Genomic DNA, 15,409 nt, shown 5'->3' with positions numbered 1-15,409 from the left:
TTGATATCTCTATTTTAGTAGCATCCCGCCAGAAAATCAATTACAGAAAATTATATAAGAATATATCTAAAAAATTTTAAGGTTGCCCCAAGGGGCCCTGTTGAGGTAAAATAAATCATTCTAATACGATTAAAATAAGGAGGGACGTCCTATGCTCCGAGACAGGGAATATGTCTATGCTGTTTACCAGGAGCGCAGCTTTTCCAGGGCGGCCCAGCGGCTGTTTATTTCTCAGCCAGCCCTCAGCAGCAAGGTGAAGAAGGTGGAGGAGCGGGTGGGAGCCCCCCTCTTTGACCGCAGCACCAACCCCATCCGCCTGACCCCCGCCGGCAAATGCTATGTGGAGGCAGTGGAGCAGGTGATGGGCATAGAGGACGAGCTCCGCAGCCGCCTCGCCCAGCTGGCCGACCAGCGGGAGGGGGCCATCACCATTGGAGCATCCGCCTATTTCTGCTCCTATGTGCTGTCTGAGCTGGCGATGGAATTTCAGCGCCGGTACCCCGGCTATGTGGTCAGCCTGCTGGAAGGCAATACCAGCGACCTGACCAAGTGCCTGCAGTCCGGTGTCATCGACTTCATGCTGGATATTTACCCCTTGGACACCAACCTGTTTCAGGGCCAGCTGTGGGGGCAGGAGGAGCTGATCCTGGCAGTCCCGGCGGGGCTGGCGATCAACCAGGAGATGGCGGAGTGGCGCCTCACGTTTGAACAGGTCCAATCAGGCAGCGGCATGGGGGTGGACAGCCACCGGGCGCCTCTGTCCGCCTTTGCCAAGGAGGGCTTTCTGCTGCTGAAGAAGGGGAGCGACACCTACCGCCGGGTGCTGAAGCTGTGCCGCAACGCGGGCTTTACCCCCAAGGTGAATATGTACTTGGACCAGATGCTGACCGCCTATCATGTGGCGGAGAACGGCCATGGCCTCACCTTTGTCCGCCCCCGGGTGCTGGACCATGTGAAGCCCACGGACCAGCTCTACTTCTACGAGATCGACGACGAGAATGTGATGCGGACCCTCTATCTCTACTACCGGAGGGAATCTTCCCTCCCGGCTATCTATACCGATTTCCTGGACTTTATGGACAAAAATCGGCAGGAGGAGTGAACCCACACCCCCGAACCTCTGGTTCGGGGGATTTTTATGCCCCAGCCTCTCTTTTTTTCTTCCCCCAGGATTCTCCAAAAAATGGACAGGCCCAAGGCTATACTGAAAGAGAAGCTGAGAAGGAGCGTGGTACATATGAGTGACTGGCACAGCCGGCCTTTGGAACAGGTAATGAAAGAGCTGGACAGCCGTCCCTCCGGCCTGACGGAGCGGGAGAGCGCCCAGCGGCTGGAGCGGCTGGGTCCCAACCAACTGGAGCCGCCCAGAAAGCCCTCTGTGCTGGCCCGGGTGCTAGGCCAGTTGAAGGACCCTATGATTCTGGTGCTGCTGGGGGCGGCCGCCCTGTCTCTGGCGGCCAGCGGCGGGGAGGACTGGTTGGACGGCGCTATCATTCTAATTATTGTTCTGGTCAACGGAGTCATCTCCATCACCCAGGAGGACCACGCCCAGCAGGCCTTGGAGGAGCTGAGGCGGATGTCCTCCCCACAGGCCCATGTCCTGCGGGAGGGGCGGGCAAAAAAGATATCCGCCGCCGCCCTGGTGCCTGGGGACGTGATCCTGCTGGAGGCGGGGGACATGGTGCCCGCTGACGCTAGAGTTATGGAGTGCAGCCGCCTCCAGGCGGACGAGTCGGCCATGACCGGCGAATCGGTCCCCGTGGAAAAGGGAGCCCACGACCGGCTGCCTGAGGAGGCCGCTCTGGGGGACCGGACCAACATGGTGCTCTCTGGCACCATGATTACCGCCGGCCGAGGGACCGCCCTGGTGGTGGCCACGGGGATGGACACCCAGATGGGGCGGATCGCCAACCTGCTTCTGGAGGACAAGGAGGGCGACACGCCGCTCCAGCGAAAAATGGGGGAGATCTCCAAATCCCTGTCCTTCCTGTGCCTGTCGGTGTGCGCTGTCATGTTCGGGGTGGGACTGATTCAGGGAAAAAATATGCTGGATATGTTTCTTACCGCCGTATCCCTGGCGGTAGCTGCCATTCCGGAGGGGCTGCCCGCCATCGTCACCATCGTCCTGGCCCTGGGCGTCCAGCGTATGGCGGCCCGGGGGGCCATAGTAAAAAAGCTGCCCGCCGTAGAAACGCTGGGCTGTGCCAGCGTCATCTGCTCGGATAAGACAGGGACACTGACCCAAAACCGGATGACGGTCCAGGAGCTATGGACACCTGCTGGCGGCCATCGGCGGGATGCCCTGCTGGCCGGCTGCCTGTGCTCTGATGCCAGGCTGGAGTGGAAGGCGGGGGCGCCTACCGCTGTCGGTGACCCCACCGAGGGGGCCTTGGTGGTGGCCGCCGCCCGGGAGGGGGTGGACCAGGAAAAGGAGGAACAGAACTGGCCGCGGACGGCGGATCTGCCCTTTGACTCCGGACGAAAGCTTATGTCCACCATTCATGCCAGGGAGGACGGGAGCTGGACTGTTTTTGTCAAGGGGGCCCCTGACATCCTGCTGGAGCGATGTGTGGCTGGCCCCCGCGGGCCTCTGTCCGCCCAAGACAGGCGGGCGGTGCTGGAGGCCAATGAGGCCATGGCCCAAAAAGCCCTGCGTGTCATCGCCGTGGCCCGGCGGGAGCTGCACATCCTGCCGCCTGGGCTGGAGCCGCGGGCGGTGGAGAGCGGCTTGACCTTCCTGGGTCTCTTTGGCCTGATGGACCCGCCCCGGCCGGAGGTAAAGGCGGCCGTGGCTCGCTGCCACCTGGCCGGAGTCCGTCCCGTGATGATCACCGGAGACCACAGGGCAACCGCCGCCGCCGTGGCCCGGGAGCTGGACATTATCCGCCCCGGAGAGTGGACCGTGACAGGCGGCGAGCTGGACTTCATGCCCCAGGAGGTGTTGGAGGAGGACATCGAAAAATTTGCCGTCTTTGCCCGGGTGACTCCGGAGCACAAAATGCGCATCGTAAAGGCGTGGCAGAAGCGGGGCCATGTGGTGGCCATGACTGGAGACGGCGTCAATGATGCCCCTGCCCTCAAGACGGCGGACATCGGCTGCGCCATGGGAGTGGCGGGCACCGACGTGGCCAAGGGGGCAGCCCACATGATTCTCACGGACGACAACTTCTCCACCATCGTTTCCGCCATCGAGGAAGGGCGGGGCATCTACTCCAACATTCGAAAAGCCATTCACTACCTCCTCTCCTGCAACATCGGGGAGATCTTCACCATCTTTGCCGCCACTCTGCTGGACTTCGGACAGATGCCTCTGGTCCCTGTGCAGCTGCTTTGGCTCAACCTGGTTACAGACTCCCTGCCCGCCCTGGCGCTGGGGGTGGAGCCTGTGGAGGAGGGGGTTATGGAAGAGAAGCCCAGGGACGCCGCGGCCGGCCTCTTTGATCAAAAATTTTCTTTCCGACTGGCCTGGCAGGGCCTGATGGTGGGCGGACTCACCCTGGCGGCTTACTTTTTGGGCTTTACCAGGCTGGCTGCTCCAGGCATGGAGGGGGCCGTGGCCAACACCATGGCCTTTGCCACGCTGACCCTGTGCCAGCTGTTTCACGCCTTCAATGTCCGCAGCGAGGACCGCTCCCTCTTTGCCCAGGGGGCGCTGTCCAACCCGGCTATGAACCGGGCGTTCCTGGTGGGAATGGCGCTTCAACTGTCGGTGCTGCTGGTGCCTCCGCTCCAGGGCGTATTTGCGGTGACTGCCATGGACAGCGCCCAGTGGTTAGCTGTCTTTGGGCTGGCGGCGGCCCCCATTCCCATCTGCGAGATCACCAAGGCGCTGGGACGGAAGGGAGAGCGAGGGGAGCGGGAGGAGCGGTCTGCCGTCAGAGAGAAAGCAAAACGGTAAAAGTCCCTCCATTCCAGCGGGAAAAATTGATTTTTACATAATCTCCCTTCTTCTTGGCAAACTATGCCGGAAGGAGGGAGCTGTCATGTCAAACAAAAATCAGGTGGACGGGCCCCATCCCCGCAAGGAACCCCTGTTTCCCGGACCGCTCTCACTGGAAAATCTGGAGGCGGCATTTGCCGGCTGTGCCGACTTCAGCAAGCGGCAGATGTACCTCCACGGGGACAGGGAGCGGATGGTGACTGTCTGTTATCTGTTGGGAATGGCCCGAAATGAGAGACTGAACGACTATATCCTGCGTCCCCTGACCCAGAATCCGGCACTGAGCCAGGTGTCAGAGGGAGAATTGTTTTCTATGCTTCAGTATGGGGCCTTATATAATCTGGCCGCAGTCCGGCGGGATACACTGGACGATGTGGTCAATGACCTTATCCTGGGAAGCTGCGCTTTGTTTTTTGACGGCCGGATAGACGCGCTTACTCTGCCTGTCCCCACAGAGGAAAAACGGTCGGTGGGGGAGCCGGACAATGAACCTGCCCTGAAGGGAAGCCGTGAGTCCTTTGTGGAGTCGGTGCGTACCAACACCGCTATGGTACGCCGCCATCTGAAGGCCCCCCAACTGAAAATCAAGGAGCAGATCGTAGGCCGGCAGTCCAGGACGGTGGTGGATGTACTCTTTTTGGACGGCATCGCCGATCCGGACACTGTGTCCCAGCTGGAGGAAAGGCTGGCGGACCTGGATATAGACGGGGTGGAAGCGACCGGCAATCTGGAGGAGTATCTGGTGGAGGGAGACAGAAGCCCCTTCCCTCTGATGGCCTATACCCAGCGGCCGGACCGCTTCTGCCAGGGCCTGCTGGAGGGAAGAGTGGGCCTGCTGGCCGACGGGATCCCTCTGGGGTGGCTGGTGCCTGGCACTATCGACCAGTTTTTCAAGACCGGACAGGACCAAGCCTACCACTGGATGGTGTCCTCCGCCCTCCGACTGATCCGCTGGTTTTGCGCCCTGGTCACCCTGGTGGTGCCCGGCCTCTATATCGCTTTGGTCACCTTTCATCCGGAGGCCATCCCGGTGAAGCTGGCCCTGTCCATTGTGGCCGCTAAACAGGAAGTGCCATTTTCCACTGTCTTTGAAGTGTTAATTATGCTGCTGGCCTTTGAGGTCATTCAGGAGGCTGGCCTCCGTCTTCCGGGCCCTATCGGGTCCGCTGTATCCATTCTGGGCGGCCTGGTGGTGGGCAACGCCGCGGTAGAGGCCCATATCGTGTCCCCGGCGGTCCTCATCGCCGTTGCCATCGCCGGGGTGGCGGGGTACGCCCAGCCCTCCCAGGACTTTGGCAACGCCCTGCGGCTGTGGCGGTTCCTGCTGGCCGTCCTGGCCAGTGTGGGCGGGCTGTTCGGCCTGGCCATGGGCTGGGCCGCCCTGATCTATCACCTGGCCGGGCTGGAGAGCTTTGGCATCCCCTATCTGGCCCCCTTTACCACTGGGGCTGGGGCCAGGAGAGGCCACCCTACCTTGATCCGCCTGCCCCTGCCGCGAATGAAGTGGCGGGATGGAGCCTATGACACCAAGAACCGGAGGAATCAGAAATGAGAGGACGGCTGTGTGCCTTGGCCCTTGCCTGTGCTTTTTTAGCTGGGTGCTCCCCGCTGCCCAGGGCCAGGGAAATGGGGGACATGGCCCTGTTGCGTACCATGGGAGTAGACTGGCTGGAAACGGGACTGTCCGTCACCGCCTCCACCGGTCCACGGGCCAGAGGGCTGCAGGCGGAGGGACAGTCTGCCCTAGTCCTATCCGCCCAGAGCCAGTCCCTCAGTGGAGCCTGCCTGGCCATGCAGGGCCAGAGCGACAGCTATGTGTTTTTCGGATATGTAGACCAGCTTTTGCTCGGGGAGGAGCTGGCCCGCCATGGGGTAGTATCTGTGCTGGACTACTTTGCCCGGGATGTGGAGCTGGGACTTGGAGCTCAACTGTGGCTGGTCCGGGAGGCCTCTGCGGAGGAAGCGGTTCGATCTGGCGGAGATCAGGGGGTGGAGGCCCGCCTTTCCACCCTGCAGATCGACAGCGAGATGGGGGTGGCGACCATCTCCCGTACTGCCGGGGAGGTGTATGCCGACCTGCTGGAGCAGGGGGCGGCCTATGTCCCAGCCCTTATCCCGGCGGAAGGGGGGGAGGGGGACACCTCCCTGCTGGAGGGCGGCTATGGTATCTTGAAGGGTGAGCTGCTGGCGGGATATCTGGAGGGGCGGGAGGCCCGGGGGCTAGAACTGCTGGCCGGCAGGCCGGGAGTCAATCTCCTGGAGGGCGAACTGCCCGAAAACCGGGCCGCGCTCCGCGTGACACAGGCCCATACAGAGATGTCCCCTATCTGGGAAGGGAATAAGCTGATGGGGCTGACGCTGACCTGCCGCGTCGAAGCGGACCTGTTGGAGTACCGCTACCCCCTGTCCGACCAGGAGCGGAAAGAATTGACCGGACGGCTGGCCAGCCAGGTGGAAAACCAAATTAGGGGGGCGCTGGACAAGCTCCGCCAGTGGCAGGCGGACTGCCTGGGGCTGGGCGCCCAGGTGGCCCTGACCTCGCCCGGCAAATGGCAGGCCATCCAGGAGGACTGGCCCAGTATCTTTGCCGCGCTGGAACCAGACCTCCAGATCAGGGTATCGATCCAGGAGTGAGGAAAGAGGGAAGCTTGTGAAGAACAACGACCATATTTCACGCACCCAGCTCATGACCATGGTGTGGGCCGGACTGCTGGCCCCGGCGGCGGAGCTGCTGCCCGGTCTGACCCTGCCTGCCGCGGGGAAGGGCGCCTGGCTGGCTCCGCTGGCCGCCGCTCCTCTGGCGCTGGTATCGGGCTGGCTGCTGGGACGGCTTTCCGGGGGGCGGGGGCTGGCGTTCGCCTTTTGCGAGCGGCTGGGCAGGGCAGGGGGAAACTTGCTCCTCATTATATATATAGTGTGGGCGGAGCTCCTTCTGGCCATCCGCCTTCGCGCTTGTGCCCAGCGCCTGCTGGCTTCGGGTTACCGGGACGGATCGCTGATCTTTTTCTTGGCGGCCCTGGCTTTGATGGCCCTCTGGATGGGAACTGGCCGGCTCGCTCCTTTTGCCCGGGCGGCGCAGCTTTTTCTGGTGGTCCTTCTGGGGACGGCGGCAGTGGTCCTAGTTTTGTCCCTAGGACAGGTGAAGGCGGAGCACTTGCTGCCGCTGTGGAGTGGGGACGTGCCAGGAATACTCCGCTCCGCCCTGCCCGCCTTTGGGGTGGTGGGCTGGGGCGGCTGGGCCGCCTTCCTGACAGGCTCTCTGGAGGGGCAGAAGGAAAAGCGGAACTGGCATTGGCTGTTTTGGGGGCTAGGCGGGATGGCCCTGCTTACTTTGGCTCAGACCGTTATCCTGGGTAACCTGGGACCTCGGCTGGCCGCAGGGCTGGACAGCCCCTTCTTTGCCCTGGCCAAGAGCGTAGGCGTTGAAGGCGCGTTTCAACGGGTGGAGAGCGTAGTGTCCGCGCTATGGACCTTTTCAGACCTGACCATGGCGGCCCTCCTTCTATTTTCTATCCGGGCTATGGCCAGGACTGCCATTCCCAGACTCAGGGAGCGGGGACTGGCGGCGGGGGCGTTGGCCGTCGCCGCGGTGGGCGCCCTGGCTGGCTTCTCCGACGGAGCGGCGGCAGAGCGATGGAGCCGAGAGGTCCTGCCCTGGGGGCATATCATTCTGACGTTGGGTATCCCACTCCTACTGTGTCTGTCGGATGCCTTTGTGAAAAAAGACACAGGCGGTCCAGATATAGTGGTAGGAGGGAGTGAAGGAGGGGAAGATATGGTGTAGGTAAGGAGGGGATAAAAAAAGGGGAAAAAAGTGGGAAAAAAGTGTTGACAAGGGAGGAAGTGTTTGCTAATATAAGCAAGCGCTCTGCGGCAGGGGCAAGCCCTGCGGGGGAGCGGAGGGAGCCACATGAGGCGGTCCAGGGGACAGACGAAAAAAGTTTGAAACTGGCGAAAAAAAGTGCTTGACAAAGGCAATGAAGTGTGGTAACCTAATCAAGCTGTCCGCGAGGGCAGCGGCAAGCCACTAAGGGAGCGGCGAATGAGAGGACAAAAGAGTTTGAAAAAGCTCGAAAAAAGTTCTTGACAAAGCGAACTGAATGTGGTAAGATAAAAACCCGCCGCACGGAGCGGCGTGTACCTTGTAAATTAAACAACGTGACAAACGAAAAGCACCAGATATGGATTTGGTTGTTCGAAGACAAGCGAAGCTTGAAACGGATGACCGTAAATTTCTTTGAAGCTTGGAAAAGTTTCAATAATATGATTTGAGGGACTTCGGTTCTTTAAATACCATTTTATTGAGAGTTTGATCCTGGCTCAGGATGAACGCTGGCGGCGTGCTTAACACATGCAAGTCGAACGGAGTGCTCATGACAGAGGATTCGTCCAATGGAGTGAGTTACTTAGTGGCGGACGGGTGAGTAACGCGTGAGTAACCTGCCTTGGAGTGGGGAATAACAGGTGGAAACATCTGCTAATACCGCATGATGCAGTTGGGTCGCATGGCTCTGACTGCCAAAGATTTATCGCTCTGAGATGGACTCGCGTCTGATTAGCTGGTTGGCGGGGTAACGGCCCACCAAGGCGACGATCAGTAGCCGGACTGAGAGGTTGGCCGGCCACATTGGGACTGAGACACGGCCCAGACTCCTACGGGAGGCAGCAGTGGGGAATATTGGGCAATGGGCGCAAGCCTGACCCAGCAACGCCGCGTGAAGGAAGAAGGCTTTCGGGTTGTAAACTTCTTTTCTCAGGGACGAAGCAAGTGACGGTACCTGAGGAATAAGCCACGGCTAACTACGTGCCAGCAGCCGCGGTAATACGTAGGTGGCGAGCGTTATCCGGATTTACTGGGTGTAAAGGGCGTGTAGGCGGGACTGCAAGTCAGATGTGAAAACCATGGGCTCAACCTGTGGCCTGCATTTGAAACTGTAGTTCTTGAGTACTGGAGAGGCAGACGGAATTCCTAGTGTAGCGGTGAAATGCGTAGATATTAGGAGGAACACCAGTGGCGAAGGCGGTCTGCTGGACAGCAACTGACGCTGAGGCGCGAAAGCGTGGGGAGCAAACAGGATTAGATACCCTGGTAGTCCACGCTGTAAACGATGGATACTAGGTGTGGGGGGTCTGACCCCCTCCGTGCCGCAGTTAACACAATAAGTATCCCACCTGGGGAGTACGATCGCAAGGTTGAAACTCAAAGGAATTGACGGGGGCCCGCACAAGCGGTGGAGTATGTGGTTTAATTCGAAGCAACGCGAAGAACCTTACCAGGGCTTGACATCCCGGTGACCGGTGTAGAGATACACCTTCTTCTTCGGAAGCACCGGTGACAGGTGGTGCATGGTTGTCGTCAGCTCGTGTCGTGAGATGTTGGGTTAAGTCCCGCAACGAGCGCAACCCTTATTGTTAGTTGCTACGCAAGAGCACTCTAGCGAGACTGCCGTTGACAAAACGGAGGAAGGTGGGGACGACGTCAAATCATCATGCCCCTTATGTCCTGGGCCACACACGTACTACAATGGTGGTCAACAGAGGGAAGCAAGACCGCGAGGTGGAGCAAACCCCTAAAAGCCATCCCAGTTCGGATTGCAGGCTGCAACTCGCCTGTATGAAGTTGGAATCGCTAGTAATCGCGGATCAGCATGCCGCGGTGAATACGTTCCCGGGCCTTGTACACACCGCCCGTCACACCATGAGAGTCGGGAACACCCGAAGTCCGTAGCCTAACCGCAAGGGGGGCGCGGCCGAAGGTGGGTTCGATAATTGGGGTGAAGTCGTAACAAGGTAGCCGTATCGGAAGGTGCGGCTGGATCACCTCCTTTCTAAGGAGAGTTCAAAAGCCGATAGGTTTTTGTAACGTCCTAAGGTCAGACGTCTGTGCAAAGTAGGGGTCACGTTGTTTAATTTAGAGGGCGCACGCCGTAAGGGGAGCGGTGGGGGCTCACGGGCCCATAGCTCAGCTGGCTAGAGCGCACGACTGATAATCGTGAGGTCGGTGGTTCGAGTCCACTTGGGCCCACCACCAAAAGCTGAGGGCACCCGGATAAGGGGGTTTAGCTCAGTTGGTAGAGCACCTGCTTTGCAAGCAGGGGGTCACCGGTTCGAGTCCGATAACCTCCACCACAAGATCAAATCGAAGTGTTTACCCAAGAGGGTGAGCATTTCGATCTGACCTTGAAAAGGGTCGGAGAACTGCACCTTGAAAACTGAACAGTGAAGCAAGCAAGAAATTGCGAGCAAGCAACAGAGAGGTAACAAAGTAAAATTTGTGGACTTTTTAAGGAATTAAAAGGGTAACAAATACTACAATGAAACTGAATCTGAGGCCTGCATAATTCTTATAGAACCAAGAGAACAGCTTGAAAAGGTTGTTCTACGAAGGTCAAGCTAATAAGAGCGCAAGGGGAATGCCTTGGCATCAAGAGCCGAAGAAGGACGTGACAAGCTGCGATAAGCCTGGGGGAGCTGCACATAAGCTTCGATCCCAGGATTTCCGAATGGGGAAACCCGGCAGAGCAATACTCTGTCAGCCTGCGTTGAATCAAATAGGCGTAGGCGGGGAACCGCCTGAACTGAAACATCTAAGTAGGGCGAGGAAGAGAAATCAACAGAGATTCCGCAAGTAGTGGCGAGCGAACGCGGAAGAGGGCAAACCGAAGGATTTATCCTTCGGGGTTGTGGACTGACACAACGGATTGATAGGCTAGCTGAACGGTATGGGAAGGCCGACCACAGCGGGTGATAGTCCCGTAAGCGAAAGCTGAGTCGATTTAGTCAGGATCCAGAGTACCGCAGGACACGTGAAACCCTGTGGGAAACTGGGGGGACCACCCTCCAACCCTAAATACTACTTGATGACCGATAGAGGAGCAGTACCGTGAGGGAAAGGTGAAAAGGACCCCGGGAGGGGAGTGAAAGAGAACCTGAAACCTTGTGCTTACAAGCACTCAAAGCACGTTAAAGTGTGATGAGGTACTTTTTGTAGAACGGTCCGGCGAGTTATTGTACGTGGCAAGCTTAAGGTGTTCAGCACCGGAGGCGAAGCGAGAGCGAGTCTGAATAGGGCGTATAAAGTCGCGTGCAATAGACCCGAAACCAGGTGACCTATCCATGAGCAGGTTGAAGTGGGGGTAAAACCCCATGGAGGACCGAACCGACCCCCGTTGCAATGGTGGCGGATGACTTGTGGATAGCGGAGAAATTCTAATCGAACTTGGAGATAGCTGGTTCTCCCCGAAATAGCTTTAGGGCTAGCGTTAGTTTAGATTACCGGAGGTAAAGCACTGAATGGGCTAGGGGCTGATAAAGTTACTGAACCCTATCAAACTCTGAATGCCGGATAATTGATGACTAGCAGTCAGACTACGTGAGATAAGTCTCGTGGTCAAAAGGGAAACAGCCCAGACCCACAGCTAAGGTCCCAAATATACGCTAAGTGGAAAACGATGTGGAGTTGCGAAAACAACCAGGATGTTGGCTTAGAAGCAGCCACTCATTAAAAGAGTGCGTAATAGCTCACTGGTCGAGTGACTCTGCGCGGAAAATGTAACGGGGCTAAGCGTATAACCGAAGCTTGGGATTGCATCTAATGCAGTGGTAGGGGAGCGTCGAATAAGGGGTGAAGTCGTAGCGGAAGCAGCGGTGGACTTTATTCGAGTGAGAATGCCGGAATGAGTAGCGAGAATTATGTGGGAATCATAATGGCCGAAAATCTAAGGTTTCTTGGGGAAGGTTCGTCCGCCCAAGGTAAGCCGGGAGCTAAGGCGAGGCCGAAAGGCGTAGTCGATGCACATACGGTTGAAATTCCGTAGCCACCGAAACTTAAACCAGAAGGACACTTGGAGCTATCCGAACCCGGGCGTTGGTTGACCCGGGCGAAAGGGACCGAAATCAAGTAGGGAAGTCGGAGAATAACGAGGCGAGAAAAGTTCTGGTGTATGCTAAGGTGCCCGTACCGCAAACCGACACAGGTAGATGAGGAGAGAATCCTAAGGCCAACGGGAGAAGGGTTGTTAAGGAACTCGGCAAAATTACCCCGTAACTTCGGGATAAGGGGAGCTCCCTAAGGGGAGCCGCAGAGAATAGGCCCAAGCGACTGTTTACCAAAAACACAGGTCTATGCTAAATCGAAAGATGACGTATATGGGCTGACGCCTGCCCGGTGCTGGAAGGTTAAGAGGAGAGCTTAGCGCAAGCGAAGGTTTGAATTGAAGCCCCAGTAAACGGCGGCCGTAACTATAACGGTCCTAAGGTAGCGAAATTCCTTGTCAGGTAAGTTCTGACCCGCACGAATGGCGTAACGATTTGGGCGCTGTCTCAACAGCCCACCCGGCGAAATTGTAGTACCGGTGAAGATGCCGGTTACCCGCAACTAGACGGAAAGACCCCATGGAGCTTTACTGTAGCTTAATACTGAGGATTGGTAAATCATGTACAGGATAGGTGGGAGGCTTGGAAGCTTGGGCGTCAGCTCAGGTGGAGCCACCCTTGGGATACCACCCTTGATTTACTGGTTTTCTAACCTGCGGCCGTGAATCCGGTCGGGGGACACTGTTAGGTGGGCAGTTTGACTGGGGCGGTCGCCTCCTAAAAGGTAACGGAGGCGCTCAAAGGTTCGTTCAGCACGGACGGAAATCGTGCATTGAGTGTAAACGCATAAACGAGCCTAACTGCGACACCGACGGGTGGAGCAGTAACGAAAGTTGGAGTTAGTGATCCGGCGGTATGCAAGTGGAAGTGCCGTCGCTCAACGGATAAAAGCTACCCTGGGGATAACAGGCTGATCTCCCCCAAGCGTCCACAGCGACGGGGAGGTTTGGCACCTCGATGTCGGCTCGTCACATCCTGGGGCTGAATTCGGTCCCAAGGGTTCGGCTGTTCGCCGATTAAAGTGGCACGCGAGCTGGGTTCAGAACGTCGTGAGACAGTTCGGTCCCTATCTGTTGCGGGCGTAAGAGATTTGAAGGGAGCTGTCCTTAGTACGAGAGGACCGGGATGGACAGACCTCTGGTGCACCAGTTGTCCTGCCAAGGGCACAGCTGGGTAGCTACGTCTGGACGAGATAAACGCTGAAAGCATCTAAGCGTGAAACTCCCCCTAAGATTAGATCTCTCATCCTTTATGGAGTAAGGCTCGACGTAGACTATGTCGTTGATAGGTCGGAGGTGTAAGCACTGTGAGGTGTTGAGCTGACCGATACTAATAAGCCGAGGGCTTGACCTAAAAGGTTAAGAATAGAATGCAGGCGCTTGTAAGCAAGGAATGCGGCTTCACTGTTCGGTTTTCAGGGTGCAGGCAAAAGCGCAAAATGCGCCTTTAGCTCAGTTGGTAGAGCAACTGACTCTTAATCAGTGGGTCCCGGGTTCGAATCCCTGAAGGCGCACCACACGGCCCGTTGGTCAAGCGGTTAAGACGGCGGCCTCTCACGCCGCAAACATGGGTTCGATTCCCGTACGGGTCACCATTTATAAAATGGTTCTTGACAATTGAGCAAAAACGGATATAATACTTACTGTTGGAAAGACGGTAAGGAGAGAAAAGGTAGTTTTTTCTTTGCTTACTTTCTTTCAAAGAGAAAGTAGTAGTTGGTGTTGATTAGGGCGAGGGTCCACCCGTTCCCATTCCGAACACGGAAGTTAAGCTCGCTTCTGCCGAAAATACTTGTCTGGAGACGGACCGGGAAGATAGGTAACGCCAACATAAAGGGTCCGGTCCATCCGGACCGGACCCTTTCACATTCCTCAATAGCTCAGTCGGTAGAGCATGCGGCTGTTAACCGCAGGGTCGTTGGTTCGAGTCCAACTTGGGGAGCCAGAAGCGGCTTGCCGCCAATATATGACGGCAAGCCGCTCTTTCCGAAATAATGTGAGAACGGTCATGGGCCTTTAGCTCAGTTGGTTAGAGCAGCCGGCTCATAACCGGCCGGTCCACGGTTCGAGCCCGTGAAGGCCCACCATATAGGGGTATAGCTCAGCAGGTAGAGCAGCGGTCTCCAAAACCGCGTGCCGAGGGTTCGATTCCTTCTGCCCCTGCCAAAAAAGAATATCAGATTTCATTCTGTTTCATATGTTTAAAATGGCTCGGTAGTTCAGTTGGTTAGAACGCCGGCCTGTCACGCCGGAGGTCGAGGGTTCAAGTCCCTTCCGAGTCGCCATTTTATAGATTTTCAACCATACGGTTGTTTAAATAGTCTCCCAGTTTTTTAATTATCTGTAAAAATTCTAAGCCATGTCCTGTTAGAATAGTTTCCGTTTGGGAACAGATTTGCTGCTATAGCTCAGTCGGTAGAGCGCATCCTTGGTAAGGATGAGGTCCCCAGTTCAAATCTGGGTAGCAGCTCCAGCGAAAGCCTTGAGCCTCAACGGGTTCAAGGCTTTTTAGTTTTTGGGGTATTTGTTGGATAATACAGTTCTCTAGCAAACATATTTCAGGAGCTTTTCTTCTACAGGGTTGCAATGAGAAGTTTGGCGATATCGGGATTTTCCTACAGTAGCTGGTGAGAGAGCGTTGCTTCATCCGTGGTATCTTTTTTACTGCTACCTGCCTTTTCTGAAAGAAATCTTCCTCTACTTTCTGAGCCAAATGGCGGCGTTCCTCATAGGGCTTGCCGTCCTGATGTGTAATGACCAGGCCATAGCCAGCGTATTTGTCACCATTCAACAATTTCAGCGCATCTTGGGATTCTTTGATATTCCGAAGGGCCAAGGCTACTTTCTGGGTAGGAAAATCGTCCGGACACTGCCCTCAGTTTTCGGTGACTTTAGGACTAGGGACGTGGAGAACTGCGGTTTCTTCTGTTCAGGGAAGAGTGGCCACGGCACTCAAAGTCCCGTAAGCTATCCTTCTGGTAGCGTTTCAGCTCCTTGACTACGGAACATGCGTTGTGCCATCCTTCAGACTTTAATCCGAGTCATCCACACAATCCCAAGTCAGTCCCAGAATCTCTCCGGTCCGTATGGAACAGCCAAGGGCCAAGCAACATGGTGATCTCCAGAACAGGATCAGTACAGCAATCCAGCGCACGCTGCGCTTCGCTGGCACTCCAAACCGCCCAGGCGGCGGGCCTGTATTTGGGGAGCGTCACACGCTCGGCGGGGTTATTGGGGATGTATTCTCAGATGACCGCCTGTTTCAAGGCGCTTCTCAGCAATGCGTGGGTCTTTTCAATGACGGAGAGACAAACTGTGGCGTCAGTCTTTTTGTGCCCCTTGAGGATCACAGCGGGCTTATCCTGAAGGAAATCATAAAAAACATTCAGGTCAAGGGTAGTCAGATCCTTCACGGCTACATCGCCGAGATATGGCTTGATATAATGTTCGATGCGGTGGCGGTTGTTGGATAAAAAGGAATCGCCCCAATGGTTCAAACCGTAGACCTGAACATACTTGTCCATCAATTCCCCCACAGTGTATACTTTTTCCGAACAGTCCGCACTGTGCTGGGAACAGGCTTAGGCGGCTGGAA

Annotated in this window: 6 protein-coding genes, 9 tRNA genes and 3 rRNA genes; 17 read left to right on the top strand and 1 reads right to left on the bottom strand. The window is 56.8% G+C overall.

Annotated elements, in window-relative coordinates:
• Nucleotides 1-151 precede the first annotated feature (151 nt).
• The 17 genes from MCG44_RS14090 to MCG44_RS14010 all read left to right on the top strand — a co-directional run bounded on the left by MCG44_RS14090 (nucleotide 152) and on the right by MCG44_RS14010 (nucleotide 14,287).
• Nucleotides 152-1,102 carry a LysR family transcriptional regulator gene (locus tag MCG44_RS14090; RefSeq protein ID WP_240288838.1) on the top strand — a complete coding sequence of 317 codons (951 nt, stop codon included), beginning with the start codon at nucleotides 152-154 and terminating at the stop codon, nucleotides 1,100-1,102.
• Nucleotides 1,103-1,237: 135 nt separating this feature from the next.
• Complete coding sequence (locus tag MCG44_RS14085) at nucleotides 1,238-3,898, top strand: cation-translocating P-type ATPase (RefSeq protein ID WP_147572629.1); 2,661 nt, start codon at nucleotides 1,238-1,240, stop codon at nucleotides 3,896-3,898.
• Nucleotides 3,899-3,983: 85 nt separating this feature from the next.
• Nucleotides 3,984-5,492, top strand: coding sequence for a spore germination protein (locus tag MCG44_RS14080; protein ID WP_147572631.1), 1,509 nt, complete (start codon nucleotides 3,984-3,986; stop codon nucleotides 5,490-5,492).
• A complete protein-coding gene (locus MCG44_RS14075) occupies nucleotides 5,489-6,574 on the top strand; it encodes a Ger(x)C family spore germination C-terminal domain-containing protein (RefSeq protein ID WP_186853176.1) in 1,086 nt (361 codons plus the stop codon). Before MCG44_RS14080 ends, MCG44_RS14075 begins: the two co-directional genes overlap by 4 nt.
• Before the next feature lie 16 nt (nucleotides 6,575-6,590).
• Entirely contained in the window at nucleotides 6,591-7,724 is a 1,134-nt protein-coding gene (locus MCG44_RS14070) for a GerAB/ArcD/ProY family transporter (protein ID WP_240288837.1), read from the top strand.
• 513 nt (nucleotides 7,725-8,237) lie between these two features.
• Nucleotides 8,238-9,768 (top strand): 16S ribosomal RNA (locus MCG44_RS14065).
• A 123-nt stretch (nucleotides 9,769-9,891) separates the two neighbouring features.
• Nucleotides 9,892-9,968 (top strand) — tRNA-Ile (locus tag MCG44_RS14060).
• Nucleotides 9,969-9,993: 25 nt separating this feature from the next.
• A tRNA-Ala gene (locus tag MCG44_RS14055) sits at nucleotides 9,994-10,069 on the top strand.
• Between the two features lie 257 nt (nucleotides 10,070-10,326).
• Nucleotides 10,327-13,168: ribosomal RNA gene (locus tag MCG44_RS14050) — 23S ribosomal RNA — on the top strand.
• Nucleotides 13,169-13,255: 87 nt separating this feature from the next.
• A tRNA-Lys gene (locus MCG44_RS14045) sits at nucleotides 13,256-13,331 on the top strand.
• Nucleotides 13,332-13,334: 3 nt separating this feature from the next.
• A tRNA-Glu gene (locus tag MCG44_RS14040) sits at nucleotides 13,335-13,409 on the top strand.
• Nucleotides 13,410-13,529: 120 nt separating this feature from the next.
• Nucleotides 13,530-13,645, top strand: a 5S ribosomal RNA gene (gene rrf, locus MCG44_RS14035).
• The 16S, 23S and 5S rRNA genes sit together here with 9 tRNA genes alongside, the layout of an rRNA operon.
• Before the next feature lie 38 nt (nucleotides 13,646-13,683).
• Nucleotides 13,684-13,759, top strand: a tRNA-Asn gene (locus MCG44_RS14030).
• A gap of 65 nt (nucleotides 13,760-13,824) precedes the next feature.
• Nucleotides 13,825-13,901: transfer RNA gene (locus MCG44_RS14025), tRNA-Ile, on the top strand.
• Between the two features lie 3 nt (nucleotides 13,902-13,904).
• Nucleotides 13,905-13,980: transfer RNA gene (locus MCG44_RS14020), tRNA-Trp, on the top strand.
• 42 nt (nucleotides 13,981-14,022) lie between these two features.
• Nucleotides 14,023-14,099: transfer RNA gene (locus MCG44_RS14015), tRNA-Asp, on the top strand.
• A gap of 112 nt (nucleotides 14,100-14,211) precedes the next feature.
• Nucleotides 14,212-14,287: transfer RNA gene (locus MCG44_RS14010), tRNA-Thr, on the top strand.
• A gap of 772 nt (nucleotides 14,288-15,059) precedes the next feature.
• On the opposite strand, the gene MCG44_RS14005 is transcribed toward MCG44_RS14010, so the two are convergent.
• Nucleotides 15,060-15,350, bottom strand: coding sequence for a hypothetical protein (locus MCG44_RS14005; protein ID WP_318653908.1), 291 nt, complete (start codon nucleotides 15,348-15,350; stop codon nucleotides 15,060-15,062).
• Nucleotides 15,351-15,409 lie beyond the last annotated feature (59 nt).

The organism is Lawsonibacter sp. OA9, from assembly GCF_022440585.1.
Note: the sequence above shows the minus strand (reverse complement) of the source record. Positions and strands in the feature narration are given on the sequence as shown.